Annotated in this window: 18 protein-coding genes; 7 read left to right on the forward strand and 11 right to left on the reverse strand. The window is 63.6% G+C overall.

The annotated features are described in order from the left end of the window. The first annotated feature begins 118 nt into the window (after nucleotides 1-118). Entirely contained in the window at nucleotides 119-964 is an 846-nt protein-coding gene (locus NKI47_RS07595; protein ID WP_352588878.1) for a fumarylacetoacetate hydrolase family protein, read from the forward strand. A 207-nt stretch (nucleotides 965-1,171) separates the two neighbouring features. On the opposite strand, the gene NKI47_RS07600 is transcribed toward NKI47_RS07595, so the two are convergent. The 6 genes from NKI47_RS07600 to NKI47_RS07625 form a co-directional block, all read right to left on the reverse strand. Next, entirely contained in the window at nucleotides 1,172-2,170 is a 999-nt protein-coding gene (locus tag NKI47_RS07600; RefSeq protein ID WP_023679835.1) for an ABC transporter ATP-binding protein, read from the reverse strand. A gap of 15 nt (nucleotides 2,171-2,185) precedes the next feature. Beyond that, nucleotides 2,186-3,247, reverse strand: coding sequence for a Gfo/Idh/MocA family protein (locus NKI47_RS07605; protein ID WP_352588881.1), 1,062 nt, complete (start codon nucleotides 3,245-3,247; stop codon nucleotides 2,186-2,188). Then, nucleotides 3,244-4,083, reverse strand: coding sequence for a carbohydrate ABC transporter permease (locus tag NKI47_RS07610; RefSeq protein ID WP_352449604.1), 840 nt, complete (start codon nucleotides 4,081-4,083; stop codon nucleotides 3,244-3,246). Before NKI47_RS07610 ends, NKI47_RS07605 begins: the two co-directional genes overlap by 4 nt. An 8-nt stretch (nucleotides 4,084-4,091) precedes the next feature. Continuing rightward, a complete protein-coding gene (locus NKI47_RS07615; protein ID WP_352449605.1) occupies nucleotides 4,092-5,015 on the reverse strand; it encodes a carbohydrate ABC transporter permease in 924 nt (307 codons plus the stop codon). Nucleotides 5,016-5,255: 240 nt separating this feature from the next. After that, nucleotides 5,256-6,515 (reverse strand): ABC transporter substrate-binding protein, encoded by a 1,260-nt coding sequence (locus NKI47_RS07620; protein WP_352588885.1) that lies wholly within the window; start codon nucleotides 6,513-6,515, stop codon nucleotides 5,256-5,258. Nucleotides 6,516-6,517: 2 nt separating this feature from the next. Then, nucleotides 6,518-7,477 carry an N-acetylmuramic acid 6-phosphate etherase gene (locus NKI47_RS07625; RefSeq protein WP_352588887.1) on the reverse strand — a complete coding sequence of 320 codons (960 nt, stop codon included), beginning with the start codon at nucleotides 7,475-7,477 and terminating at the stop codon, nucleotides 6,518-6,520. 199 nt (nucleotides 7,478-7,676) lie between these two features. Between NKI47_RS07625 and NKI47_RS07630 the strand changes: the two genes are divergently transcribed. Genes NKI47_RS07630 through nagA form a run of 4 tightly spaced genes read left to right on the forward strand, consistent with a single transcriptional unit; the run spans nucleotide 7,677 to nucleotide 11,534 of the window. Further along, the gene (locus NKI47_RS07630) at nucleotides 7,677-8,558 is read left to right on the forward strand and encodes a glucosamine kinase nucleotide-binding domain-containing protein (protein WP_352588889.1); all 882 of its coding nucleotides are present in this window, start codon (nucleotides 7,677-7,679) and stop codon (nucleotides 8,556-8,558) included. Continuing rightward, nucleotides 8,555-9,337 carry a GntR family transcriptional regulator gene (locus NKI47_RS07635; RefSeq protein ID WP_023679844.1) on the forward strand — a complete coding sequence of 261 codons (783 nt, stop codon included), beginning with the start codon at nucleotides 8,555-8,557 and terminating at the stop codon, nucleotides 9,335-9,337. Before NKI47_RS07630 ends, NKI47_RS07635 begins: the two co-directional genes overlap by 4 nt. Then, nucleotides 9,334-10,365 (forward strand): SIS domain-containing protein, encoded by a 1,032-nt coding sequence (locus NKI47_RS07640; RefSeq protein WP_352588891.1) that lies wholly within the window; start codon nucleotides 9,334-9,336, stop codon nucleotides 10,363-10,365. The genes NKI47_RS07635 and NKI47_RS07640 overlap by 4 nt, the downstream gene beginning before the upstream one ends. Beyond that, the gene (gene nagA / locus NKI47_RS07645; RefSeq protein WP_023679846.1) at nucleotides 10,362-11,534 is read left to right on the forward strand and encodes an N-acetylglucosamine-6-phosphate deacetylase; all 1,173 of its coding nucleotides are present in this window, start codon (nucleotides 10,362-10,364) and stop codon (nucleotides 11,532-11,534) included. Before NKI47_RS07640 ends, nagA begins: the two co-directional genes overlap by 4 nt. Nucleotides 11,535-11,536: 2 nt before the next feature. Here the strand turns inward: nagA and NKI47_RS07650 are convergent, their stop codons facing one another. From NKI47_RS07650 to NKI47_RS07670, 5 genes are all read right to left on the reverse strand, one after another. Further along, nucleotides 11,537-13,060 (reverse strand): malonate--CoA ligase, encoded by a 1,524-nt coding sequence (locus NKI47_RS07650; RefSeq protein WP_352588894.1) that lies wholly within the window; start codon nucleotides 13,058-13,060, stop codon nucleotides 11,537-11,539. A gap of 40 nt (nucleotides 13,061-13,100) precedes the next feature. Then, complete coding sequence (rpe, locus tag NKI47_RS07655) at nucleotides 13,101-13,778, reverse strand: ribulose-phosphate 3-epimerase (protein ID WP_352588897.1); 678 nt, start codon at nucleotides 13,776-13,778, stop codon at nucleotides 13,101-13,103. Nucleotides 13,779-13,951: 173 nt separating this feature from the next. Then, nucleotides 13,952-15,907 carry a hypothetical protein gene (locus NKI47_RS07660; RefSeq protein WP_352588900.1) on the reverse strand — a complete coding sequence of 652 codons (1,956 nt, stop codon included), beginning with the start codon at nucleotides 15,905-15,907 and terminating at the stop codon, nucleotides 13,952-13,954. A gap of 171 nt (nucleotides 15,908-16,078) precedes the next feature. Then, nucleotides 16,079-19,759: a DUF7929 domain-containing protein gene (locus tag NKI47_RS07665; RefSeq protein WP_352588903.1), complete on the reverse strand. Its 3,681-nt coding sequence runs from the start codon at nucleotides 19,757-19,759 to the stop codon at nucleotides 16,079-16,081. 10 nt (nucleotides 19,760-19,769) lie between these two features. Continuing rightward, nucleotides 19,770-21,731: a hypothetical protein gene (locus NKI47_RS07670; protein WP_352588906.1), complete on the reverse strand. Its 1,962-nt coding sequence runs from the start codon at nucleotides 21,729-21,731 to the stop codon at nucleotides 19,770-19,772. Nucleotides 21,732-22,302: 571 nt separating this feature from the next. Here NKI47_RS07670 and dnaK point away from each other — a divergent pair. Both dnaK and dnaJ read left to right on the forward strand, forming a co-directional pair. Next, nucleotides 22,303-24,219 carry a molecular chaperone DnaK gene (gene dnaK / locus NKI47_RS07675; protein WP_023679851.1) on the forward strand — a complete coding sequence of 639 codons (1,917 nt, stop codon included), beginning with the start codon at nucleotides 22,303-22,305 and terminating at the stop codon, nucleotides 24,217-24,219. A 213-nt stretch (nucleotides 24,220-24,432) separates the two neighbouring features. Continuing rightward, complete coding sequence (gene dnaJ, locus NKI47_RS07680; protein ID WP_023679852.1) at nucleotides 24,433-25,563, forward strand: molecular chaperone DnaJ; 1,131 nt, start codon at nucleotides 24,433-24,435, stop codon at nucleotides 25,561-25,563. Nucleotides 25,564-25,668: the final 105 nt, after the last annotated feature.

Genomic DNA, 25,668 nt, shown 5'->3' on the forward strand with positions numbered 1-25,668 from the left:
GCGCTTCCGGTGCTCACGTACTTTAAGTACGCTCCGCTCCGGTTCTCGAAACCTACGCCATTCGCCGCAGCGGAGCGAGTTTGCAAACGGCCTCTGGTCGCAACTGGGAGAAAACTGCATGAAACTGCTGCGCTATGGCGAGGCGGGGAGCGAACGCCCCGGCCTGCTCGATGCCGATGGAACGATCCGCGACCTCTCCGCCCATGTCACCGACATTGCCGGCAAGGCACTTGACCCGGCATCGCTCGAGACATTGTCGAAGCTCGACACGAAGACGCTGCCGGCGGTTTCCGGCAAGCCGCGGATCGGCGCCTGCGTCGCCGGCACCGGCAAATTCATCTGCATCGGTCTCAACTATTCCGACCACGCCGCCGAAACCGGTGCCACCGTGCCGCCGGAGCCGATCATCTTCATGAAGGCAAGCTCGGCTATTGTCGGGCCGAATGACGACGTGCTGATCCCGCGCGGCTCGGTGAAGACCGACTGGGAGGTCGAGCTCGGCGTGGTGATCGGCAAGACTGGAAAGTATGTCACCGAGGCCGAGGCGCTGGATTATGTCGCCGGCTATTGCGTCGCGCACGACGTCTCCGAGCGCGCCTTCCAGGCCGAGCGCCAGGGCCAGTGGACCAAGGGCAAGTCCTGCGACACGTTCGGGCCGATCGGCCCGTGGCTGGTGACCAAGGACGAGGTCAAGGACCCGCAGAACATCCCGATGTGGCTGACGGTCAACGGCAAGACGATGCAGAACGGGTCGACCAAGACCATGGTCTTCGGCGTCGCTTATCTCGTCTCCTATCTCAGCCAGTTCATGTCGCTGCACCCGGGCGACATCATCTCGACCGGCACGCCGCCCGGCGTCGGCCTCGGCATGAAGCCGCCGCTCTTCCTGAAGCCCGGCGACGTGGTCGAGCTCGGTATCGAGGGGCTGGGCATCCAGAAGCAGACGTTCAAGGCGGATTTGTAGGCGCTCTTCCTTCTCCCCTTGTGGGAGAAGGTGGATCGGCGCGCAGCGCCGAGACGGATGAGGGGTGCTGGAAGAAACGCGACGAGAAAACATCGAAGGATTTCCGTCGCTTACGCCTTCAGCGTAGCGATCCGTCCAACACCCCTCATCCGACCGAGCTTCGCTCGGCCACCTTCTCCCACAAGGGAGAAGGGGAGTCGGCACCAGCTATTTCAGCACCTTCCCGTCGGCTCCAAACCGGTATGTCTTCGCCGGATCCGGCGTCGCGTAGAGCGTGGCACCAGGTTCGGCGTTATAGACGCCAAAAATGCGCACTGTGATCAAGCCGGCCTTCTCGCAGTCGAGATAGAGGTTGGTGTCGGCGCCAAGGTGCTCGGCATGGACGACCGTGCCTTTCCAGGCGCCGGATTTGGGATCGACGGTCAGATGTTCGGGACGGACGCCGATGGTCTTTGCCGTTTCGCCAAGCCTGGCGCCGTCGACGAAGTTCATCTTCGGTGAGCCGATGAAGCCGGCGACGAATTCATTTGCCGGCGAATTGTAAAGCTCCATCGGTCCGCCGATCTGCTCGATCCTGCCCGCATTAAGGACCACGATCTTGTCGGCCAGCGTCATCGCCTCGACCTGGTCGTGGGTGACATAGATCATCGTGGCCTTCAGCCGGCGATGCAATTGCGCGATCTCCAGCCTGGTGTTGACGCGCAGTGCGGCGTCGAGGTTCGACAGCGGCTCGTCGAACAGAAACAGCTTGGGCTCACGCACCACGGCGCGGCCGATGGCGACGCGCTGGCGCTGGCCGCCGGAGAGCTCGGCCGGCCGCCTCGAGAGGTAGGGCTCCAGCGACAGCATCGAGGAGGCGATGCCGATGCGGCGGTCGATCTCGGCCGCCGGTGTGCCCGCCTGCTTGAGGCCGAGGCCCATATTGTTCTTCACCGTCAGATGCGGATAGAGCGCATAGGTCTGGAACACCATGGCGATGCCGCGTTTGGCCGGCGGGGTGGCGGAGACGTCCGCCCCGTCGATGACCACGCGGCCCGAGGTCGAGTCCTCCAGCCCGGCGATGACCCTCAGCAGTGTCGACTTTCCGCAGCCGGATGGACCGACGAAGACGACGAACTCGCCATCGGTCACCTCGAGGTTGATGCCCTTCAGCACCTCGACCGGCCCGAAGGCCTTTTTCACGTTCTCGATGTTCAGCGAGCCCACGGCTTCGTCCCTGTTCTAGAGTTTCACGGCGAGGCCGCTGCGCACGCTCTCGTCTGCGGCAAGGCAGACGGCGAGCGACTTCACCGCGTCGTCCATGTGGCGGGTCAAGTCCAGATCCTCGCGGACCGCCTTCAGCACAAACGCCTGTTCCAGGTCGCAGAGGTCCTGATGGCCGGGCTCGCCTTGCATCGACAGCATTTCGTCCGGCTTGGCGAACTTGCCATCCGCGCCGGTCGCCGCACTATGCAGGCGGATGGTCGAGGTCTTGGTGTGGGTGTCGATGTCGTCGGACCTGACACCCTCTTTCATGACGATCGACACGCAGCCATTGGGCGAGATCACGTCTTTCACGAAGAAAGCCGTCTCCGAAATCATCGGCCCCCAGCCGGCTTCGTACCAGCCGACCGAACCGTCGTCGAACAGCACCTGCAGATGCCCGTAATTATACATCGTGGGCGCAATCTCGTCGGTCAGCCGCAGCCCCATGCCACGCACCTCGACCGGCCTGGCGTCGGTGATCTGCAGCATCACGTCGAGATAATGCACGCCGCAGTCGACGATCGGCGACGTCGTCTGCATCAGCTGCTTGTGCGTCTCCCAGGTGTGGCCGGAGGATTGCTGGTTGAGGTTCATGCGGAACACGTAAGGGCCGCCGAGCTTGCGCGCCTCGGCGATCAGCCTGATCCAGGACGGGTGGTGGCGCAGGATATAGCCGATCACCAGTTTCTTGCCGTTGGCCTTGGCCGCCGCGACGACCCGCTCTGCATCCGCGACCGTGGTTGCCAGCGGCTTTTCGAGGAAGACGTGGCAGCCGGCCTCGAATGCCCTGACCGCATAATCGGCATGGCTGTCGGAATAGGTGGCGATGCAGGCGACGTCGGGCTTTTCATCGCGCAGCGCCTCGTCGAAGGAACGCCGGATGGCGTAGGTCGAAAGCCCTTCCGGCAGCGGCACATCGGAGCGGTTGACCAGCGCGGCGATCTGGAATCCCGGATTGGTGTGATAGGCCAGCGCATGGCTGCGCCCCATATTGCCGAGGCCGGCGACGACGACGCGAAGAGGTTGTTGCGAATTCACTTGACCGCTCCCGAAGTGATGCCGCGGATCAGCTGCCGCGAGAAGATGACGTAGAGGATCAGCACCGGCATGATCGCCAGCGACAGTGCCGCCAGGATGGCGTTCCAGTTGGTGACGAACTGGCCGAGGAACAATTGCGCGCCGAGCGTCACTGTCTTGGTCTCCTCCGACGGCGCCAGGATCAGCGGGAACCACAGATCGTTCCAGATCGGGATCATGGTGAAGACCGCGACCGTCGCCATCGATGGGCGCACCAGCGGCAGCACCAGCCGGAAAAAGATGGTGTATTCGGACAGGCCGTCGATCCTGCCCGCATTCTTCAGATCGTCCGAGACCTGCTTCATGAATTCCGACAGGATGAAGACGGCAAGCGGCAGGCCCTGCGCCGTGTAGACCAGGATCAGCGCCGTCAGCGTGTTGACCAGCCCGCTCGCCACCATCAATTGCAGGATGGCGACGGTGGCAAGGCGGATCGGGATCATGATGCCGAGCGCCAGATAGAGCCCCATCAGCGAATTGCCGCGGAAGCGGTATTCCGACAGCGAGAAAGCCGCCATGGCGCCGAACAAAAGCACGAAGAACAGCGAGGCGACGGTGACGACAAGGCTGTTCTGGAAATAGTGGATGAAATCGCCCTGGCCGATCACCGTCGTGTAGCCGATCAGGTCGAAGGTACCTGGCGTCGGCGGCGTCAGCGGCGCGCCGAAAATCCCTGCGCGTGATTTGAACGAATTCATGATCACGAGGATGACCGGAAACAGCGCGATTGCGGTGTAGGTCAGAAGGATCGCATGCGCGCCGATGGTGCGGGGCAGCGAGCGGGTTGCCGTGCTCATGTGGCGCCTCAGAACTGGTAGCGACGCAGGCGCGTCTGCACGAGGAACAGGTAGACGCAGACGCCGCCCAGGATGATCAGGAACATCATCGTGGCGATCGCCGCGCCCATGTTGGGATCGCCGACCTGCAGCTGGAAACCGAAGAAGGCGCGGTAGAGGAAGGTGCCGAGAATATCGGTTGAATAGTTCGGCCCGGCCAGCGCCCCTTGCGCGGTGTAGATCAGGTCGAAAGCGTTGAAATTGCCGACGAAGGTCAGGATCGAGATGATGCCGATCGACGGCAGGATGAGCGGCAGCTTGATCTTCCAGAACTGCGCCATCCCGGTGATGCCGTCGCATTCGGCTGCTTCGATCACCTCTTCGGGAATGGACAGCAGTGCCGCATAGATCAGCATCATCGGGATGCCGACGAACTGCCAGACCGAGATCAGGCTGAGCGCGGTCAGCGCATATTGCGCCTTGCCGAGCCAGGGCGTGAACAGGCTTTTCAGGCCGACCAGGTCCATCATATGCGGCGCCACGCCCCATAGCGGCGACAGAATCAGCTTCCAGGCGAAGCCGACAATGACGAAGGACAGGATCGTCGGCACGAAGATCGCCGTGCGGTAGAAGGCGGAAAACCGCAGCCTAGGGCTGGACAGAAGTGCGGCCAAAAGGACGCCGATCGGGTTCTGCACCAGCATGTGGATGATGAAGAACCAGACATTGTTCCTGAGCGCGTTCCAGAAATTGACCGACCAGTTGGGATCACCGAACAGCATGCGGAAATTTTCCAGTCCGACGAAGACCTGCGACTGATTGATGTTGCGGAACAGCGACAGCTGCAGCGTGCCGGCCAGCGGCAGGATCATGATCGCCGTATAGACCAGCACTGCCGGCGCCAGGAAAACGCCGATATGCCAACGGAACGGTCTTTTCGGTGCTGCGGCCATGCGTTCGGTCCCCGCCGATCAGGTCTTGCTATTGCCGTCAAAGGGCGCGGCGCCTCCCTCCCCCTCGAGGGGAGGGTGCCTCGCAAAGCGAGGCGGGTGGGGTCGGCAGAGGCAGCGCGCCATCGTCGTTCGACCGTGCTTTCCAGCAGCGATCAAGCCGCAGCCTGCCTCGACCGACCCCCTCTGTCGCCTTCGGCGACATCTCCCCCTCGAGGGGGGAGACAACGCTTCGCCGCGCTCTTACTTCGCCGGCTTGTACCAGCTGTCGAGGCCGTCCTGCAGCTTCTTGGCGGCAGCTTCCGGCGTGTCGGTGCCGTTGATGACGTTGGCCGATTCAACCCACGTCTCGTTTTCAAGGTTCGGCGTGCCGCGCGACAGGATCTGGTAGGTCGAGCGGATCGTCGACTTGCACTTGCCGCGCCAGGAGACGAATTCCTGCGCTAGCGGGTCTTCCATCTTCACCGGGGTGTTGTTCAGGCTGAAGAAGCCCGGCAGCGCGTTGGCGTAGATGGTGGCAAAATCAGGCGAGGCCACCCAGGACAGGAAGGTCTTGGCCGCATCCGCGTTCTTCGAGGCCGCATTGAGGCCCATGCCGATGTCGGTGTGGTCGGAGATGTAGCAGGTGTCGCCGGCCTTCTGCACCGGCGGCGGGAAGGCGCCCATCTTGAACTGCGCCTGCGTGTTGAACAGGCCGATCTCCCACGAGCCGGCCGGGTAGATGGCGGCGCGGCCGAGCGTGAACAGGTTCTGGCTGTCCGGATAGGTCTGCGCCTCGAATCCGTCGCCGAGATAGTCCTTCCACTTGGCCAGTTCCTTGTAGGGCTCGACCCACTGCGGATCGGTGAGCTTCTGCTCGCCCTTGATCAGCGCCAGGCGGCCTTCCTCGCCCTTCCAGTAGTTCGGGCCGATGTTCTGGTAGCCCATGGTCGCCGCTTCCCAGAGGTCCTTGGTGCCCATCGCCATCGGGATGTAGGTGCCGTCGGCCTTGATCTTGTCGAGCGCGGCGAAGAATTCGTCGCGCGTCTCCGGCACCTTGATGCCGAGCTTGTCGAAGGCGTCCTTGTTGTAGATGAAGCCATGGATGACGGAGGCCATCGGCACGCAGAAGCTCGACTTGCCGTCGTCGGTCTGCCAGGCGGACTTGGCGACGTCGGAGAAGTTCTCCATGCCGGGCAGGGTCGAGATGTCGGCGAGGTTGCCCTTCTTGAAGAGTTCCAGCGACTTGTCGAACGGGCGGCAGGTGATCAGGTCGCCGGCCGAGCCGGCGGCCAGCTTGGCGCCGAGGGCGGCGTCATATTCGGTCGGCGCCGACGGCGCGAACACCACCTTGATGCCCGGGTTCTTGGCTTCGAAGGCCGGGATCAGCTTGTCCTTCCAGATGGCAAGGTCGTCGCCGCGCCAGCTTTCGATGTTGAGCGTTACGTCGTCGGCATAAGCCACCCCGGCGGAGCCGAGAATGCTGGTGCCGAGAAGAAGTGCCGTCAGTAGCTTCGTTGTCATGCTCAGTCTCCCTGTTGACCTTTTTCAGGTTCGGTTTTGATGAGAACAGAGGCATTGCGCCCCTTGCTCCCCTCGATCGCGGAAAGGGCCAGCCGCAGCTTGTGGCCGGTCCCTTCCAATATCTTCTCGGCTATATCGGCGCTGTCGGCGCCGGCGGCGAGCAGAATAGCGGTCTTGACGCCGCCGCCGCTCCTTTCGAGCAGGCGCGCCGCCTCGTCCTTGCCGCGCCCGCTGACGGCGGCGACGATGCGTGCGGCGCGGTCGCGCAGCTTGATGTTGTCGGCCATGAGGTTGACCATGTAGCCGTCATGGACATGGCCGAGATGGATGGCGGCGAGCGTCGACAGCATGTTGAGCGCGATCTTCTGGGCGGTGCCTGCGCCCATGCGCGTCGAGCCGGCAATCAGCTCCGGCGGCGTTTCGAGCAGGATGGCGATGTCGGCCAGCCGCAACAGCGGCGCATCCCTGTTGTTGGCGATGGCAATGGTCGCCGCACCGCGGCGCCTGGCGTCCTCGATCGCCCTGACTGCATAAGGTGTCGAGCCGCTGGCCGAGACGGCGATCAGGCAGTCGCCCTTGCCGATGCGGGCGGCGGCAACTGCTGCCGAAGCTTCCTCGGTGTCGTCCTCCGGCCCGCCGGCCAGTGTCTTGAAGGCCTCGTCGCCGCCGGCGATCAGGATGGCGATGCGGTCGCGTTGGATGCCGAAAGTGCCCGGCAGCTCAAGCGCATCGGCCAGTGCCATCAGGCCCGAACTGCCGGCAGCCGCATAGGCGAGCTTGCCGCCGCTTTTCAGTCTGCTTGCGATGATTTCGGCTGCCGCGGCAATGGCAGGAATGGCGCCGTGCACGGCCTTGGCGGCCTCGATCTGTGCGTTGACCAAAGAGGAAAGGACGGCTTCCGGGGCCTGGATATCCAGTCCCTCGGCATTCTGGTGAAGCGCTTCGGTGCGCGTTTCGGCCATCCGCTTTCCTCCAATTGAGAAAACCATACCAAAAAAATACCACTTGTCCACACGCATTAATGAAATCTTGCGGCGGTGCAGGCTTGCGAACGAAATTGGCTGATTTTCAAACAAACTACGCCTTAACTTTTTTGAAAACGGAAATTAATCCTTGGCTATTGGTATTTTATTGGTATTATCCGCCCGGAGGAGAAATCGCGTGAAATTCGTGCTCGGCATCGATGGCGGCGGCACCAGCTGCAGGGCGGCCCTTGCAACGGCCGACGGCAGCGTCCTCGGCCGCGCCAAAAGCGGTGCCGCCAACATCCGAACCGATCTCACCGGCGCCAGGACGAACATCGTCGACGCAGCGCAGCAGGCCTTTGTCGCCGCGGGCAGGGATCCCGCACTGATCCCGCAAACTCCGGCCGTTCTCGGTCTTGCCGGCGCCAATGTCGGCACCTACAGGCAGCAGCTCGAAGCGATCCTGCCGTTCCGCATCAGCCGCGTCGAGACCGATGCCGAGATCGCGCTGGAAGGCGCGGTTGGCTCAGGCGACGGCGCCATGGCCATACTCGGCACCGGCACCGCTTATATGGCGCGCAGACGAGGCAAGTCGCGCGCCATCGGTGGCTGGGGTTTTCAGGTCGGCGACCAGGGCAGCGGCGCCCGCATCGGCCGCGACCTGCTCGAGCAGACGCTGCTCGCCTATGACGGCATCCGCCAGGGATCGCCGCTGACGCAGACCATGCTCGCCATTTTCCGCAACAATCCCGAGGATGTGGTCGAATTCACCACCAATGCCAAGCCCGGCGATTTCGGCGGCTTCGCGCCCAAGGTGTTCGAACATGCCGAAAAAGGCGACGCCGTCGCTATCTGGATCCTCGACAAGGCGGTCGCCGATGTCGAGGCAGCGCTTGGCGTGCTCGACCTCGGCGGCGACGATCCGCTCTGCCTGCTCGGCGGGCTGGCGCCGCTTTATGCGCCGCGCCTGTCGGCCCGCTACCGGGCGCTGCTGAAACCGCCGCTCGACGACGCGCTGGGCGGCGCGGTTCAGATGGCGGTTCGGATTTTCGCAAACACGGCGGAGGCAGCTCGATGAGTGAGGCCGCCGACCAGATATTCGCGGCGCTGAAACAATCGTCGCAGAGTGGCGCGCCGCTCTATCTGCAGCTCAGGAAGAGCATCGAGGATGCGGTCAAACGCGGGCTGATCGGACCTGGCGATGCGCTGCCTTCCGAGCGCGACATCGCTAGCAAGGCCGACATTTCGCGCGTCACCGTGCGCAAGGCGGTGCAGGACCTGGTCAAGGGCGGCATCCTCGTCCAGCGCCATGGTTCCGGTACCTTCGTTGCGCCACGTATGGAGCGCGTCGAGCAGTCGCTGTCGATGCTGACCTCGTTTACCGAAGACATGGCGCGGCGCGGCATGGCGGTGCGTTCGGCTTGGCTCGACCGCGGCCTCTATCCGCCGTCGCCCGACGAGATGATGGTGCTCGGCCTGGCATCGAACGAATTGGTTGCGCGCGTGGCGCGCCTTCGTATCGCCAACGACACGCCGCTGGCGATCGAGCGCGCCTCGCTATCGACAAGCGTGCTGCCCGATCCGGCGGCGATTGGTTCGTCGCTCTACGCCGCGTTGGAAAAAACTGGCAACAGGCCGGTGCGGGCGGTGCAGCGCATTTCCGCCACCAATCTCGGCGATGGCGACGCACATCTGCTGGAAGTACCGCCGGGCATTGCCGGCCTGCACATCGAACGTATCTCCTATCTGGCGAGCGGCAAGGTGATCGAGTTTACCCGCTCCATCTACAGGGGCGACGCCTATGATTTTGTCGCCGAACTCCGGCTGAGCGGGCCGGGCGAAGAGGGCCGGCCATGACCGCAACAACGACCCATATGCGGCGCGAGATCGAGGAGATCCCGGAGGCCACCGCCCGCCTGCTCGATGGCTCGGCCGCAGTGCTGACGGAAGCTGGACGCGGCATTCGCGAGCGCGATCCGAATTTCGTCGTCACCGTGGCGCGCGGCTCGTCCGACCATGCCGCAACCTTCATGAAATATGCCGTGGAGTTGACCGCCGGGCTGGCGGTTGCATCGGTCGGCCCGTCGATCGCCTCGATCTATGGCGCCAAGCTGAAGCTGGGCGGCTCGGCCTGCCTGGCGATCTCGCAGTCCGGCAAGAGCCCGGACATCGTTGCAATGGCGCAAGCGGCGAGGACCGGCGGTTCGCTGACCGTCGCCATCACCAACACCGCCGATTCGCCGCTGGCGCGGGCTTCGGACTACGCGATCGACATCCTGGCCGGACCGGAGCGCAGCGTCGCGGCGACGAAGACCTTCGTCAATTCAGCCGTCGCAGGACTCGCCTTGATGGCGCATTGCACCGGCGACGACAAACTCCTGGTGGCGCTCGCGCGCTTGCCGGAGCATTTTCGCAAGGCGATCGCCTGCGACTGGATGGCGCTGGCTGGGGCACTCGAGACGCCGAAATCGCTGTTCATTCTCGGCCGTGGCCCGTCGGCGGCGATCGCCAACGAGGCGGCGCTGAAATTCAAGGAAACCTGCGCCATGCATGCGGAAGCCTATAGTGCCGCCGAGGTCATGCACGGCCCGCTGGCGCTGGTCGGTCCCGGTTTCCCGGTGCTGGCTCTGGCTGCTCGCGATGCGTCCGAGCCATCGGTGGCCGATGCCGCCGACAGCCTGGCCGGCAAGGGCGCTGCCGTCTTTGTGACGTCGAGCAAGGCAAAGAGCGCTCAGCGCCTGCCGCATGTCGCAACCGGTCATCCGCTGACCGACCCGCTGACGCTGATCGTGTCGTTCTATGGTTTCGTCGAGGCTTTTGCCCGCCATCGCGGCCTCGACCCCGACACGCCGCCCAATCTGCGCAAGGTAACGGAAACCCTATGAGCGACCGTTTTGCCCTGACTGGCGCCCGGATTTTCGATGGCGACGACTGGCACGACAATGCGGCGCTTGTCGTGCGCGACGGCCTCGTCGAGGCCATTGTTGCCGCCGGCGCCATTCCATCCAATGTTGCGCGTATCGAGACCGGCGGCGGCATGCTGGCGCCTGGCTTCGTCGATCTGCAGGTCAATGGCGGCGGCGGCGTCATGCTCAACGACCATCCCGACGTCGCCTCGATCGAGACCATCTGCCGGGCGCACGCACCCTTCGGCACGGCGGCGCTGTTGCCGACGCTGATCACCGACACGTCCGAGATCACCGCCGCGGCGGTTGCGGCCGGAGCCGAGGCGGCACGGAGGAAGGTGCCGGGGTTCCTGGGCCTGCACCTCGAAGGGCCGCATCTGTCGATCGCCCGCAAGGGCGCACATGACCCGGCTTTGGTCCGGCCGATGCTAGACTCCGACCAGACGATGCTGATCGCCGCACGGAAAAACCTGCCCGTGCTGCTGACGACGGTGGCGCCCGAATCCGTCGAGCCCAGCCAGGTGTCGGCGCTTAGCAAGGCCGGCATTGTCGTCAGCATCGGCCATTCCGATACCGGCTATGCCACGGCTCGCGCCTTTGCCGAGGCCGGCGCAACGGTGGTCACCCATCTGTTCAATGCGATGAGCCAGATCGGCAATCGCGAGCCAGGGCTAGCGGGCGCCGCAATCGATACCGGCACATTCTATGCCGGGATCATCGCCGACGGTATCCATGTCGATCCGGCCACCATGGCCATCGCCTTGCGCGCCAAGCAGGGGCCGGGCAAGATCCTGCTCGTTACCGATGCCATGGCGACGATCGGCACCGACATGACCTCGTTCACGCTGAACGGCCGCACCATCCACCGCAAGGATGGCAGGCTGACACTTGCCGACGGCACGCTGGCGGGCGCGGATCTCGACATGATTTCCGCGGTGCGCTTCATGCACCGCGTCGTCGGTCTCGACCTCGATGAAACCTTGCGCATGGCCTCGCTCTATCCGGCGCAGGCGATCGGCCAGTCGCACCGGCTCGGGCGCTTCGCCAACGGTACCGCGGCCAACATCGTTTCGCTGTCGGACGATCTGGACATTAAAAGCGTCTGGATCGATGGCGCCAGGGTTTTTGCAGGCAGCTCTGCTCGTTAGGGTTAGCCGGCTTTGGACGTATAGAGGTCCTTGTAGGCTTCGCGCAGCAGGTTCTTCTGCACCTTGCCCATCGTGTTGCGCGGCAGTTCGTCGACGAAGATCACCCGTTTCGGATGCTTGTACCTGGCGAGGCGCCCGGCGATGGCCTCGACGATCCCTGCGGCGCTGATGGTCGAGCCCGGCGCCCTCACCACGACAGCGGTGACGCCTTCGCCGAAATCCGGATGGGCAACGCCGATGACAGCGCTTTCGGCGACGCCAGGCAGCGCGTCGATCTCGCTCTCGACTTCCTTTGGATAGATATTGTAGCCGCCGGAAATGATCAGGTCCTTGCCGCGGCCGACGATGTGGACATAGCCGTCGGCATCGATCAGCCCGAGATCGCCGGTTATGAAGAAACCATCGTCATGGAATTCGGCCCTTGTCTTTTCCGGCATGCGCCAGTAGCCGCAAAAGACGTTCGGGCCCTTGACCTCGATCATGCCGACCTCGCCCCGGGCAAGTGTTTCGCCGCCATCGGGATCGGCGATGCGCAGGGAGACGCCGGGCAAGGGGAAGCCAACCGTGCCGGCTCGCCGCTCTTCCTCGTATGGATTCGACGTGTTCATGTTGGTCTCGGTCATGCCGTAGCGCTCGAGGATAGCGTGGCCGGTGCGCTCTCGCCAGGCTCTGTGCGTCTCGGCCAAAAGCGGCGCCGAGCCGGAAATGAACAGGCGGATGTTTTTCGCCGCTTGCCGGTTCAAACCGTCCTGCTGCAGCAGGCGGACGTAGAATGTCGGCACGCCCATCAGCACGGTGGCGCGCGGCAGCAGCGAGACGATGCGGGCCGGGTCGAATTTGGTTTCGAACAGCATCGAGGCGCCGGCCATCAGGACGACATTGGTGGCGACGAAAAGGCCATGCGTGTGGAAAACCGGCAGCGCGTGAATCAGCACGTCTGCGGCAGTGAAGCGCCAGAGGTCGACCAGCACCCGCGCATTCGAGGCGAGGTTTTCGTGGCTGAGCATGGCGCCTTTCGAACGGCCGGTGGTGCCGGAGGTGTAGAGGATCGCAGCAAGGTCGTCCGGTCCGCGCGCCACGTCGTGGAAGTCCACGGCCGCCTCAGAGGCGCGATCGGTCAACGAACCCTCGCCCTTGCTGCCGAGTGTCGCGACCGCAGCGCCCGAGGCCTGCGCCAAAGCGCCGATCTCGGTCACTCGCGCCGGGTCGCAGACGATCAGTCGCGGCTCGGCATCCCTGAAGAAATAGTCGAGCTCGGTCAGCGTATAGGCGGTGTTGAGCGGCAGGAAGATCGCGCCGGCACGCAGACAGGCGAGATAGAGGAAAATGGCCTCCGGGCTCTTCTCGACCTGAACGGCGACGCGGTCGCCGGCTTCGACGCCCAGCTGCGACACCACATGTGCCAGTTGAGCGGAGCGCGCCAGCATTTCGCCATAGCTGATCGAGCGCCCGTCCTCTGCCTCCATCAAAAGGCGTCCGGGCGTGGGCATCCGGGCACGGAAAGCATCGAACAGATGGTTGCTCATAAGTCCCCCCGAGCGGCTGTCTCCGGCCGAACGGCGGCGGTCAGCCGGCCGCCTTGTCCGCCGCCGCCCTGATTGCCTCGATATTTGCCCGGTAGGCCTCGACGCTGCCGCCCTTGAAGATGGCCGCACCGGCGACCAGCACGCTGGCACCGGCGGCGGTGACCAGGGGCGCAGTTTCCGGCGAAATGCCGCCGTCGATCTCGATCCGGATCGGCCTGTCACCGATAAGCGCCTTCACCCGCTTCACCTTGTCGACGATCGCCGGAATGAAGGCCTGGCCGCCGAAGCCCGGATTGACCGTCATGATCAGGATAAGATCGAGCCGGTCGAGCACGTATTCGATCATCGTCTCCGGTGTCGCCGGGTTGAGCGACACACCGGCCTTCTTGCCAAGGTTTTTGATCGTCTGCAGCGAGCGGTCGAGATGCGGCCCGGCTTCGGCGTGCACCGTGATGCCGTCGCACCCGGCCTCGGCGAAGGCGGTCAGATAGGGGTCGGCGGGGGCGATCATCAGATGGCAGTCGAAGAAGGCCTTGGTGCGGTTGCGGATCGCCTTGATCACCGGCGGCCCGAAGGTGATGTTGGGGACGAAATGCCCGTCCATGACGTCGAGATGGATCCAGTCGGCGCCGGCGGCCGCCACCGCCTCGACCTCGTCGCCGAGCTTCGAGAAATCGGAAGCCAGCACCGATGGCGCGATCAGGGTTTTTTGAGCCATGTCCGCTTCCCGTTGTTGAGCCCCATCGGCGTAATCATCTCGGCGCCGCTTGTCGACAGGAATCCGGCGTCAATACCGCATCCGCGCAGAAGGGGGAGAAGCGGTGCGAGCCACTTCTCTCCTGTGCAGACCTTTCCTCCAGTGCAAGGACTTTCCAGGGCAAGGCCTTGGATTCAGTTCGGATGAAGCCGCGGCCTGGCCGTCCGTGGCAGGAAGAGCTTGCCGTTGCCTGGTTTCACCTTCTGCAGATCGGGCTTCTTCAGCGGCGGCTTGGGCACACAATGTCCACGCACCAGTTTTTCGGTTGCACGGCAGGCGGTGACGATCACCGGGTTCTTCACGCATGCCTTGCCGACCAAATGATAGCCGCGCTTGCAGTCGATAACGACCGGCGGCTTGCGCACGCATCTTCCGTCGATGCGCAGCTCATTGCGGTTGCACCTGTCGGCGATCACCGGATTCCTTACGCATTTCAGGCTGACCTGATGATAGCCGGGCAGGCAATGGATGCTGATGCCAGCGCACTTGCCATTGACGAGCTTTTCGGTGCTGCGGCACGCGTCTACGAGCGGCCTGTCGATGCATTTGCCGTGGATCAGATTCTGGCTGGGCAGACATTTACGGCCGGGATCGACGACGACCGGAGGCAGCTTGGGCTGATCGGAATCCGGACGGGTGGTCGAGACGAGATCGTCGGCCTTCGGATCGAAGATGCGCTTTATGCAGGTGAAATCCTCCGTATCCGTATCGACGGTCGCGATTGAACCATTCTGCTTGATTTCCTGCAGGGTACACTGGATCGAGCGCGTCCTGACGATGCTGAGATCGTGCGCGGCGCTCGCCTTGAACACACCGCCATTGTTGAAGGCCGCAGTCGTGCCGGTAAAGAAGGCACCATTCGAGCAACTGATGCGGTAGTGAAACGCGCCCGGCGCATCGCGCTCGACTTCGAACGTCACCTGACCCTTGCGCGGGCAGAGTTTCTTGAGGCCGGCGCTGTCGGACACGGTGACCTCGCCCTGCCAGTCCGAATGCACCGGCGGGTTGTCGGGGTTGTCCTGCGGTGCATCGGTGAAGCCGCCGCCGCCGGCACTCGTGCAATGGACGGTGATGTCCTTCCAGCCGTCGAAGGGCTCGAACGGGCCGTTGCCGACAATCTCGGTCTTGTATTGGAAATAGGCGGTGGCGCCGACATCCTCCCATTTTTCATAAAGCGCGAAATAGCCGTTCTTCGCTGCATCGTACGAAGCCCATGCCTGCTGCACCTCGGAGGTGATCGGCCCACCGTCCTTCTGGCGCCAGATGCGCATCGTAACCGGCCCGGCCTGGTTGGCTTGCGCCCGGCTGGTGACCTTGAGCGAAGGGCAAACAGTGCCAGGCGTGGAGCCTGGCTGATTGGACTGGTATGTCGTCAAGAACAGCTTGACGTCATTCACGTCGAACTCGCCGAAATCGGTGGCGATGTCCTGGACCTTTGGTTTGACGACCGCATCGCAGACGATTTGAACGTCGAACGAGCCATGCTCGGCATAGTGCGATCCGTACAGCGGATGCGGCCAGCTGCCGCCCTGTGCCTCGGAGACCGCATTGTCCATGTCGAGAGCGGTGTCGGTGGCTGCCGAGAAACTGGCGTGGAATGTGTGCGTGAATGAATAGGATTTGGTCGGGCCGTCGGCCTGGAGGTGCTGGTTGCACTTGGCGATGATCTCATCGCCATCGGGTACGACGGCGATGCCGGTATTCGACGACAGCGGGATGATGGAGGGATCAAAGGAGAAATTTTCCTGGTGGTCGTAGTCGCGGCTAAGCGGTGAAGCACTCCAGATCGGCGGGAACGCCTGGCACTGGCCTGGTCCGCAGACACCAAGCGATACGGCGACATCCTGCACATAACCCGGCCACCAGAGATCGAGCTTCATGTGGCCCCAGAACTGGACGTTGCCGCTTTTCAGCGTGTCCCATTTCTGCTTGTCGCTCGAGCCGACATGGATTGTCGTGTTGGCGCTTTCCGTATGGAATGACATCGATTTTATGTTCGCCTGCTTGGCGAAGGCGGGCGTGCCTGCAAGCGAGGCTGCGATCAATGCAGTGGTCGCCACAGTTCGGAAAAGACGTTTGGCTGAAGGCATTTCTCTCTCCTGATGGGTTGATGGGGTCCTTCAGGAGTTTGTCGCTGCTGACTGCCGTAAGGTTCATGCAAGCCGCCGAAATACGGCGCCGCCAAAGAAAGAACCCGCCGGATCGCTCCGGCGGGTTTTGGGTGACGCGAACCATCACCGTTTGAAGTTCGGTGCGCGATCCTATTGCTCGAGCTGCGGCTTACGCCTTGGCACGACCTGCTGAAGAACCTTTGGATTCAGCAGCAGGTTCGGTTTGCGGATCGGCTGGCACTGGCCATTGATCGGCCGCGCGCCCGGTGCGCATTCCAACCGTGGTTTGCGGCAGGCGCCGTCGCGCAGCTCTGTCCCACGCGGGCAGACGCATACGCCACGCTTGTTGTGGATCTGACCAGATATCGGGCACTCCACCACAACAGGCTTCTTGCGCCTGCAGGCATTGCCTTGAAATTCCGTGCCCCTCGGGCAGACGCAATCGCCAGCGGCATTGTGGATCTGACCACGAATGGTGCACTGCTCCGGCTTCGGCTGGATTGGCCGGCAGGCATTGCCCCTGACTTCCGTACCCCGCGGGCAGACGCAATCGCCAGCGGCGTCGTGGATCTGGCCACGGATGGTGCACTGCTCGGGCCTTGGCTGGATTGGCCGGCAGGCATTGCCTCTGACTTCGGTGCCCCGCGGGCAGACGCAATCGCCGGCAGCGTCGTGGATCTGGCCACGGATGGTGCACTGCTCGGGCTTCGGCTCTTTCCCCACGCAAGCGCCGTTCTCCAGCTCGGTTCCGCGCGGACAGACGCAGCGTCCGTCTTCGGTGCGGATCTGGCCTTTGAGCAGAACGCAAGGTTTTGGCTTCGGCACGATGACCGTGCCGCCCCCGGACGAGCATTGGCCATTGCGGAAGGTCGTGCCGGGCGGGCAGACGCAGTTGCCGGCGTCGTTCATGACGAAGCCTTGCGAGCATTCCTTCTTCACCTCATTCCTGATGGTGAAGGGATGGCAGGCATAGGCCTTGCCACGATCACCCTGCACGTCGGCCGCACCGCGGGACAACACGTCGCCACCGCCTTGCACCGGCGTGTTCGGAGACAGCACGCCGACGCAGTTCTGACCATTGACCGTGCCCTGCAGATTTGCCAGGCGACCGTCGTCGGGAAGCACCACGGTCACGTTGTGAACGTGGCTTTCCCCCGAGCCGATCGTCAAATTGGCAATGCAGGAGGCAGGCAAGGTTGCCGGCTCCGGCGAGCAGCCGAAGGGCGGATCGATCGAGGTGATCGCAACGCCCTCCAGCCGGCCGAGGCCTTCGACGCCGATGGCATCGCCGATGCGAACCGGGCCAGAGAAGGCGCTCGCCCCATCGTTCGTGATGGTGATCTCGAACGAGCAGGGCTGGCCGGGCTTGCACTCGGCATCACCGGTCTTCTCGACGCGGATGGTCGAGGCGCCGCCGCCCTTGGCGCAGGCCTGGCCGATCGGATAGACGATGTCGTCTCCCGGAGCCGGGCCGTAGGAGCCGCGTGCGCAGTTCTCGAATTCGCCGTTCGCGGCAACCGTCAGGTCGAAATGGCGGCTGGTTCCAGGCGTCATAACAGCGCCAGGAATCTGGCAGGACAGTGTGTTGGCCGGAAGCGGTCCGCAAGCCCATTCCGCGCCGTCTGGGGTGACGGTCTGGATCTGGACCGGCGCTCCGCCGGCTATCAGCGTCGCGGCATCGTTGACCCGTACCGGACCGGTCGGGGCAATGGTGCCGAGGCTGATGACGGTAATGCGGCAGGAAACGACCGCAGCACCGGCCAGCGAGGCATTGCATACCTTGGTGATGCGCAGGGCCGGCTGGCCGCCATTCGGATGACGGATGCGTTCCTTGGCGCAGGCCCTGTTGTTGGTGATGTCGTTCTCACCGGGAATAGCCTTCACCTCGGCGCAGTTCTCGACACTGTCGGGCCGGTAGTTGGCCGGCATCACCGCCCTGACGAAGATCGGCGTCGAGGCGCCAGGCAACAGCACGATGCCGGCGGTGTCGCAGCGGAACTGGCCGGGGCCGTTCGGTCCGCATGTCCATGGCGGCGTCGGGCCGAAGGTCGAGGATGCCGGCGCGCCGCCCGGATAGGTATCGACGACCGTCAGCGGCCCATTATAGGGGACGCTGCCATTGTTGATTATGTCGACCACGAAGGTGCAGACGCCATCGGCCGAACAGAATTCGGTGCGGGCGCGCTTCTTCAGGATCAGGTCGACCTTCTTCTCCACCGGCGGCCGGCAGTCGCGGTCACGATCGCCACGCCGGCAGACCGGGATCGATGCACAGCCGCGATCGTTTTGCTGGCTGCCGAAAAGCGGCTTGCCGCTGGCGCCGTAATTGTAAGTGGCGCAGTTGCGCAAGACGCTGCCTCGCCAGCCTGCGGCCGGCTTGAAGCCGAGCTTGAGGTCGACAGAGGCACCCGGATTGAGCGTGGTCACCAGATGAGTGCAAATCATCGGGGTGGTTCCAGGCGCGCAGACCCAAGGCGGGTTCGGCCCTGAATCGAGGGTGGAGCCGGCCGGCAGGGTGACTTCGTCGAGCACGATCTTGCCGTGGTAGGGTGCATCGCCGACATTGGTGACCCTGATGGTGAAGTCGCAGCCGCCGCCCATCGTGCAACGTTGCACGTCGGCGCGCTTTTCGACTTTCAGATCCGGTTCCTTGTCCTTCGGCGGGCAGCGCTGATCACGTGGGATGACGATATCGATGGTCTGCGTACAGCACCGGCCCCAGCCCTCCCTCGGGCCGGCATAGGTTTCGATACCGGTGACGATGATGTGGATGACGTCGCCGGGTGAAGCGCCGACGATCTTCCAATTGAGCACACCGCCGCCGGCCGGCACCAATTGCGTGTCGGGAATGATGGTGATGCCGGGTGTCGTCGTCGAAAGCTGCACCCATTTGCCGGCCATCTCTGGGCCGACCGGCATGTGGTAGATGAAGGCGCCGCCGCCGGGCAAGCAATCGACCGTGCCGCGCTCCACCTTGAAGCATTCCTTGCCGGGAGGTGGAGGCGGCGGGTTGCACCTGGTGACGTCGATCTTGATCGACGTCTTTGCACCCGTGAGATAATTGCCGTCGTCCGGCTTGCCCGGATCCTGCGACGGGATTTCGATGCCGGCGCCGCGTTCGCGGCTCACCTTGACCATGCCCTGGTTGTGAACGATCGTCGGCGACGGAAACGCCGCATGGTCGATCTTGGCGGTGATCTGGAACGTGATGACGCGCTGGTTCGCAGCGCCGATGCCGTCGAGATCGCTGGCGGAAATCCGGAAATCGGACACCGTCGCGGTATCGTCCGGGCCAGCCGAACTGCTGATCGCAGCGCCGGGCAGCGGTCCGCCGGACGCATCGGTGCCGTCGCCGGTCACATGCACGCCGACGATGCGCAGGCCGTGCGGGAGCTGGTCCCTGAAATCGAGCCTGACCTTTTTCAGCATGGCGGCGAGGTCCGGGCTGGCAAAACCCTGCGGATTGCCGCGCAAGCCAAAGCTCAGCGAGTATACGACATAGTCGCAGCCTCTCTGGGTGCCTTTCTTGGTGAAGAAGGGCACGATCCGGCCCGGCTCCGGATTGACGGTGCGAGGATTGTCGAAATCGAGCCTGGGATCTGGAACGGCAGTGTAGATGCCCGCATCGGCAGGCTTGGTCTTGGCCGGAGCAAGGTCTTCAGCGAAGCCTTGCAGCGGACTCAGCATGGCGACCGCGATACCGGCCGCCATCAGCCAGCGCACGCCGCGCCTGGCGAGTGACAGGGGTTTCATGATGGTCTCCATGACGGATGATTGTTTGCCGGTTGATGGGCTGCTTGTCGCAGGCGGGAAAAATGCGAGATTGCTCATCTTCCCCTCCTCACGGTTCGCAGCTGACGGCTGGGGTTCTGAGCCGCAAGGTCATCTTGCAGCAAGGGTAGTAGCCACCCTTGTCGCTATCGGACTGCCTGTAGAAGCAGAGCCCGACATCGACCGTATCGCCAGGGTAATGGCCGGTGATGCCGATCGTGTATGGCGCGCCGGGCGCATGCGACAGAGGTGAAGTCACCCCAACGCCAGGCGTCCTGGACAGAGCCTTGATCGAATCGCCGCCAAAGCCGGCATGGTCATGGAGATAGAGATCGGCCTCGAGGCCGGGGGGCGTGCAGAAATACCTGACATCCTCGACATCAAGGCAAGGAGGCAGATTGCCGGGGGGCGGAGAGTCCGGCGGATAGAACGGTGGCAGATAGCCGCCCGGCACCTGCTCGTAATAGCCGGCACGGCCTTCGCAGGGGCGCCAGACCTCGACGTCGCCGACATGGCCTTCGACTTCCGGGTCTTCGAAATAATTGTCGAAGTCGACGAACCACGAGCCGAAAGGCGGCATGTTGGCCGGCTTGACCAGTGCCGTCGGCGTGATTTGCACGCCGTGCACGGCGAGCGGCCCGCCGGCTGCGAGTTGTTCGGCAAGCTCCGGGTTGTCGCGCAACTTGTCGCCGGTATCGACCAGCGTGTCGGTGCAGACGCCGGTATCGAGATTGCCTTCGGCATCGTAGCCATATTGCAGGTCGAGGCCGCCGGCCGACTGTCGGTTGTCTTGCGGGAAGCCGACCGCATATTCCTGCGGCACTTCCACCCAGGCCGATTCCGTCGCCGGATCGTCCGGATTTTCGCGCCAGTAGCGGATGACCTCACCCTTGCCGGAATCGGCGAACTGGCTGTAGTCGTAGCGGTTCTCCACCGGGCCGCGCTGGGCCAGGTACATGAAGCCCTCGTTGTCGAAGGCGATGTCGGTGACCGCGTAATCCTTGTCGGCCTTGACCGTCAGTTCCCAGCGCGGGTCGCCGGCGAAACTGCCGTCGCCGGCAACGCCCACCGACCAGATCTCCGCCTTATCACCGACCGAATAATAGAGCCGGCCGCCACGATAGGCGACCGACCAGACACGGCGCTCGTCCTGCGTGTAGCCCCAGCTGTCGGGGTCCTCGCTGTCGAAGGCAGCACCCTGGATGTCAATCACCGAGCCGTCGTCGGCAAGGGCGGCAAGCCCGTGCGCCGGGCGGCCGGCTATGCCGTGGTCGAACGTGTCGAGCAGCGCGCCATTGGCGTCGATGCGGTGGATGAGGCCGGTGTCGAGATCGCTGGCGAAGAACTGGCGGTGGATATTGTCGAAAGTGACGTCGCCGATGCCGGGACCGCTATTGGCGTCGATATCGGCGAATTTCGAGACGGCGCCGGTGATGCCGTCGATCTTCCAGATCGTTCCGGAGCCGCCGCCGTTTTCGGTGCCGAACTGGCCGTCCATGAAGACCGCGTCAGCCGTGCCGCGGCGCTGCCGCTCCGGCCGGCCGTCGGCGTCGCCGTCTGGCGTGACTATGCGGATGCCGTGCAGCGACGTGGCGCCGGCATAGAGGTTTGGAATGGCCGATGGAACGCCGTCGCGCACGCCGTCGTCGTAGGTGATGCCGAACACCTGGCCGATTTGCCCGGCCGTGACCTCGAACGGTGGCGGGGTGAAGACCAATTGGCCAGACGCCGGCCCGCCCAGCCTTGAGACGTCGAAGATGCGCAAGGTCGGGCGCGCCGTGTCGATGAAGGTTTCGTCGACGGGATCGACGCCCGGCGGCAGGCCTTCCTCGAAATTGGGAATGATGGTGCCGGAGAATCCGGTCACTGCCATTGAGCCGGGATAGATGATCTGGGTTTCCTGAGCCTGGGCCGAGCCACCGAGCCAGAGCCCAGCGGCGAGCGCCAAGATCGACAATCCGCTGGCAGCCTGGATGGCGCGGCGCAAACGGCCGGCACGAGAGCGCACGAACGCGCCGTGGTCGCAAGACATGGATCTCCCCCCACAGGTCATGGGAGAAGCATCCGGTCCCGGCGCGCAAATCAGGGCAAGGCGCGGCGTTCCGGCACGTTCATCCCTGATCGAATTGTCTGCTTTCCTCAACGTCACGATACGCCTGCGTCCGCGCAGGGTCAACGGAACCAGCGAAAAGCCCAGCGCATCGACCCGGTCCCGAAGGCGATGGTCGCGCTGAGTTCCTGCTGTTCCCGGAGACCATGGAGCCTCTGGATCTGTGGTCATGGGGCTTTCCTTTCCGGGGCCGCACCACGCGGCACCTGAGCGTCAGTCGCGAGGTGAGGCGGAAAGGTTCATGGGCCGGGGGCCGGGCCGGCTGGATCACCGCCGGAAAAGACGGGCCTGCCGGTCCCGAATCCGATCAACCGCGATGAAAGGTGAACGCCTTGCGCAGAATGCTTGCGCGCCACGCAGCCTGTTCTTATATACGCGCCAAGCCGTCCAGCGCCGAATGCCGGTTGCCGGAGCGGAATTTCTTGTGAACAGGGGCTTTCGTCGGAACGCCTGTACGGGTCCTGAGAGCCTGCTTAGCGGAGAGATTAGAGAAATGGCAAAAGTAATCGGTATCGATCTGGGAACAACCAATTCCTGTGTCGCCATCATGGACGGCAAGGAATCCAAGGTCATCGAGAATGCGGAAGGCGCGCGCACGACCCCTTCCATCGTCGCCATCAACAGCGACGGCGAGCGCCTCGTCGGCCAGCCGGCAAAGCGCCAGGCGGTTACCAATCCTGAGAACACCATTTTCGCGGTCAAGCGCCTGATCGGCCGCCGCTACGACGATCCGGTGACGGAGAAGGACAAGAAGCTTGTCCCCTACAAGATCGTCAAGGGCGACAATGGCGACGCCTGGGTCGAGGCCGGCGGCAAGAAGCAGTCGCCTAGCCAGATCTCGGCGATGATCCTGCAGAAGATGAAGGAAACGGCGGAGGCCTATCTCGGCGAGAAGGTCGAGAAGGCGGTCATCACCGTTCCGGCCTATTTCAACGACGCCCAGCGCCAGGCGACCAAGGATGCCGGCAAGATCGCCGGCCTCGAAGTGCTGCGCATCATCAACGAGCCGACGGCGGCCGCGCTTGCCTATGGACTGGACAAGAAGGAAGGCAAGACGATTGCCGTCTATGACCTTGGCGGCGGCACGTTCGATATTTCGGTGCTCGAAATCGGCGACGGCGTGTTCGAGGTGAAGTCGACCAATGGCGACACCTTCCTCGGCGGCGAGGATTTCGACATGCGTCTGGTCGAATATCTGGCAGCCGAGTTCAAGAAGGAACAGGGCATCGACCTGCGGAACGACAAGCTCGCCCTTCAGCGCCTCAAGGAAGCGGCTGAAAAGGCCAAGATTGAGCTGTCGTCCACCACGCAGACCGAGATCAACCTGCCCTTCATCACCGCCGATGCCACCGGCCCCAAGCACCTGACGCTGAAGCTGACGCGGGCGAAGTTCGAGAGCCTGGTCGAGGATCTCGTCCAGCGCACGATCGATCCTTGCAAGGCGGCGCTCAAGGATGCCGGCCTGAAGGCCGGCGAAATCGACGAAGTCGTCCTGGTCGGCGGCATGACCCGTATGCCCAAGATCCAGGAGATCGTGAAGCAGTTCTTCGGCAAGGAGCCGCACAAGGGCGTCAACCCGGATGAAGTCGTCGCGTTGGGCGCCGCTATCCAGGCCGGCGTGCTGCAGGGCGACGTCAAGGACGTGCTGCTGCTCGACGTGACGCCGTTGTCGCTCGGCATCGAGACGCTGGGCGGCGTGTTCACGCGGCTGATCGAACGCAACACGACGATTCCGACAAAGAAGAGCCAGGTGTTCTCCACGGCCGAGGATTCGCAGTCGGCGGTGACCATCCGCGTCTTCCAGGGCGAGCGTGAAATGGCCGCCGACAACAAGGCGCTCGGCCAGTTCGATCTGGTCGGCATCCCGCCTGCGCCGCGCGGCGTGCCGCAGATCGAGGTCACCTTCGACATCGACGCCAACGGCATCGTCAACGTCTCGGCCAAGGACAAGGGCACCGGCAAGGAGCACCAGATCCGCATCCAGGCGTCCGGCGGCCTTTCGGACGCCGACATCGAGAAGATGGTCAAGGACGCCGAGGCCAATGCCGAAGCCGACAAGAAGCGGCGCGCGCTGGTCGAGGCCCGCAACCAGGCCGAGGCGCTGGTGCATTCCTCGGAGAAATCTCTGAAGGAATACGGCGAGAAGGTTTCCGAGGCCGACCGCACGGCGATTGCCGATGCGATCGCGGCGCTGAAGACCGCTGCCGAAGGCGACGATGTGACCGAGATCGAGGCCAAGACGCAGACGCTCGCCGAAGTCTCGATGAAGCTCGGCCAGGCCATGTACGAGGCTTCGCAGAAGGAAGCCGCCGAGGCCGACGCCAAGGCTGATGCCGCCAAGGACAGTGACGTCGTCGATGCCGACTTCGAGGAAATCGACGAAGACGACGAGAAGAAGAAGTCGGCCTGAACCGCCTGACGGTACAGGTAAGGGAAAAAGCCCGGCGCACAGCCGGGCTTTTTTGCAACCCTTTGCCGGAAAAACGCTGAGCTGCCCGAAAAAATGCGGACAAAGCCTCGTAGACACTGGCATCGCGGCTCCATCACACCTAAATCGGAACAGCGTGCCGGCAAACGACGCAACGATGCTTCAAGACGTTGACTATCCGGACTGCGGGAAAACATGAAAGCTGATTTTTACGAAACGCTAGGCGTGCAAAAGGGCGCCGACGAGAAGGAGCTCAAGAGCGCTTTTCGCAAGCTCGCCATGCAGTTCCATCCCGACCGCAACCCAGGCGACCATGCCTGCGAGCACAAGTTCAAGGAAATCAACGAAGCCTATGAGACACTGAAGGACCCGCAGAAGCGCGCCGCCTATGATCGCTTCGGCCACGCCGCCTTCGAGCACGGCGGTATGAATGGCGGGGCGCAAGGCTTTGGCGCCGGCGGTTTCGCCGACATTTTCGAAGACATTTTCGGCGACATGATGGGCGGGCGCCAGCGCCGCTCGTCCGGCGGCCGCGAGCGCGGCGCCGACCTGCGCTACAATATGGAAATTACGCTGGAAGAGGCATTTTCCGGCAAGACCGCGCAGATTCGGGTGCCAGCCTCGATCTCCTGCTCGGAATGCTCGGGCAGCGGCGCCAAGCCTGGCACCCAGCCCGTCACCTGCTCGATGTGCAACGGCCACGGCAAGGTGCGCGCCACGCAAGGCTTCTTCTCGATCGAGCGCACCTGCCCGCAATGCCAGGGGCGCGGCCAGACCATCAAGGATCCGTGCCCGAAATGCGCCGGCCAGGGCCGTGTCACCGAGGAGCGCTCGCTGTCGGTAAACATCCCTGCCGGCATCGAGGATGGCACCCGCATCCGGCTGGCCAATGAGGGCGAGGCCGGCCTGCGCGGCGGCCCGTCGGGCGATCTCTACATCTTCCTCGCGGTCAAGCCGCACGAATTCTTCCAGCGCGACGGGGCCGATCTTTATTGCAAGGTGCCGATCTCGATGACGACGGCAGCGCTTGGCGGCTCGTTCGAGGTGACGACACTGGACGGTACCCAGACGAAGGTGAAGGTGCCGGAAGGCACCCAGAACGGTCGCCAGTTCCGCCTCAAGGGCAAGGGCATGCCGGTGCTGCGCCAGCCCAATATCGGCGACCTCTACATCCAGACCGTGGTTGAGACGCCGCAGAACCTTTCGCGCCGTCAGCGCGAATTGCTGGAGGAATTCGAGCAGCTTTCCTCAAAGGACAATTCGCCTCAGTCGAGCGGATTTTTCGCCCGCATGAAAGACTTTTTCGAAACGTTCGGCGAGCACTGAAGCTGATCCCTGGAAAACGCTTCCCGAGCGTCATCAACACCTTATCCGGGGATTCGACTTGTCTTGCACCTCGTAACTGTTAAGTAGCATGCGAGGGAGCGTTGA

The sequence above is a fragment of the Mesorhizobium sp. M0633 genome (assembly GCF_040320645.1).
Classification (GTDB): domain Bacteria; phylum Pseudomonadota; class Alphaproteobacteria; order Rhizobiales; family Rhizobiaceae; genus Mesorhizobium.

Excerpts from the sequence above, each read along its gene's own strand:
- NKI47_RS07595 (WP_352588878.1), top strand. The coding sequence starts at position 119 with ATGAAACTGCTGCGCTATGGCGAGGCGGGGAGCGAACGCCCCGGCCTG.
- NKI47_RS07610 (WP_352449604.1), bottom strand. The coding sequence starts at position 4,083 with ATGAGCACGGCAACCCGCTCGCTGCCCCGCACCATCGGCGCGCATGCG.
- NKI47_RS07615 (WP_352449605.1), bottom strand. The coding sequence starts at position 5,015 with ATGGCCGCAGCACCGAAAAGACCGTTCCGTTGGCATATCGGCGTTTTC.
- NKI47_RS07620 (WP_352588885.1), bottom strand. The coding sequence starts at position 6,515 with ATGACAACGAAGCTACTGACGGCACTTCTTCTCGGCACCAGCATTCTC.
- NKI47_RS07625 (WP_352588887.1), bottom strand. The coding sequence starts at position 7,477 with ATGGCCGAAACGCGCACCGAAGCGCTTCACCAGAATGCCGAGGGACTG.
- NKI47_RS07635 (WP_023679844.1), top strand. The coding sequence starts at position 8,555 with ATGAGTGAGGCCGCCGACCAGATATTCGCGGCGCTGAAACAATCGTCG.
- NKI47_RS07640 (WP_352588891.1), top strand. The coding sequence starts at position 9,334 with ATGACCGCAACAACGACCCATATGCGGCGCGAGATCGAGGAGATCCCG.
- nagA (WP_023679846.1), top strand. The coding sequence starts at position 10,362 with ATGAGCGACCGTTTTGCCCTGACTGGCGCCCGGATTTTCGATGGCGAC.
- NKI47_RS07650 (WP_352588894.1), bottom strand. The coding sequence starts at position 13,060 with ATGAGCAACCATCTGTTCGATGCTTTCCGTGCCCGGATGCCCACGCCC.
- rpe (WP_352588897.1), bottom strand. The coding sequence starts at position 13,778 with ATGGCTCAAAAAACCCTGATCGCGCCATCGGTGCTGGCTTCCGATTTC.
- NKI47_RS07660 (WP_352588900.1), bottom strand. The coding sequence starts at position 15,907 with ATGCCTTCAGCCAAACGTCTTTTCCGAACTGTGGCGACCACTGCATTG.
- NKI47_RS07665 (WP_352588903.1), bottom strand. The coding sequence starts at position 19,759 with ATGAGCAATCTCGCATTTTTCCCGCCTGCGACAAGCAGCCCATCAACC.
- NKI47_RS07670 (WP_352588906.1), bottom strand. The coding sequence starts at position 21,731 with ATGTCTTGCGACCACGGCGCGTTCGTGCGCTCTCGTGCCGGCCGTTTG.
- dnaK (WP_023679851.1), top strand. The coding sequence starts at position 22,303 with ATGGCAAAAGTAATCGGTATCGATCTGGGAACAACCAATTCCTGTGTC.
- dnaJ (WP_023679852.1), top strand. The coding sequence starts at position 24,433 with ATGAAAGCTGATTTTTACGAAACGCTAGGCGTGCAAAAGGGCGCCGAC.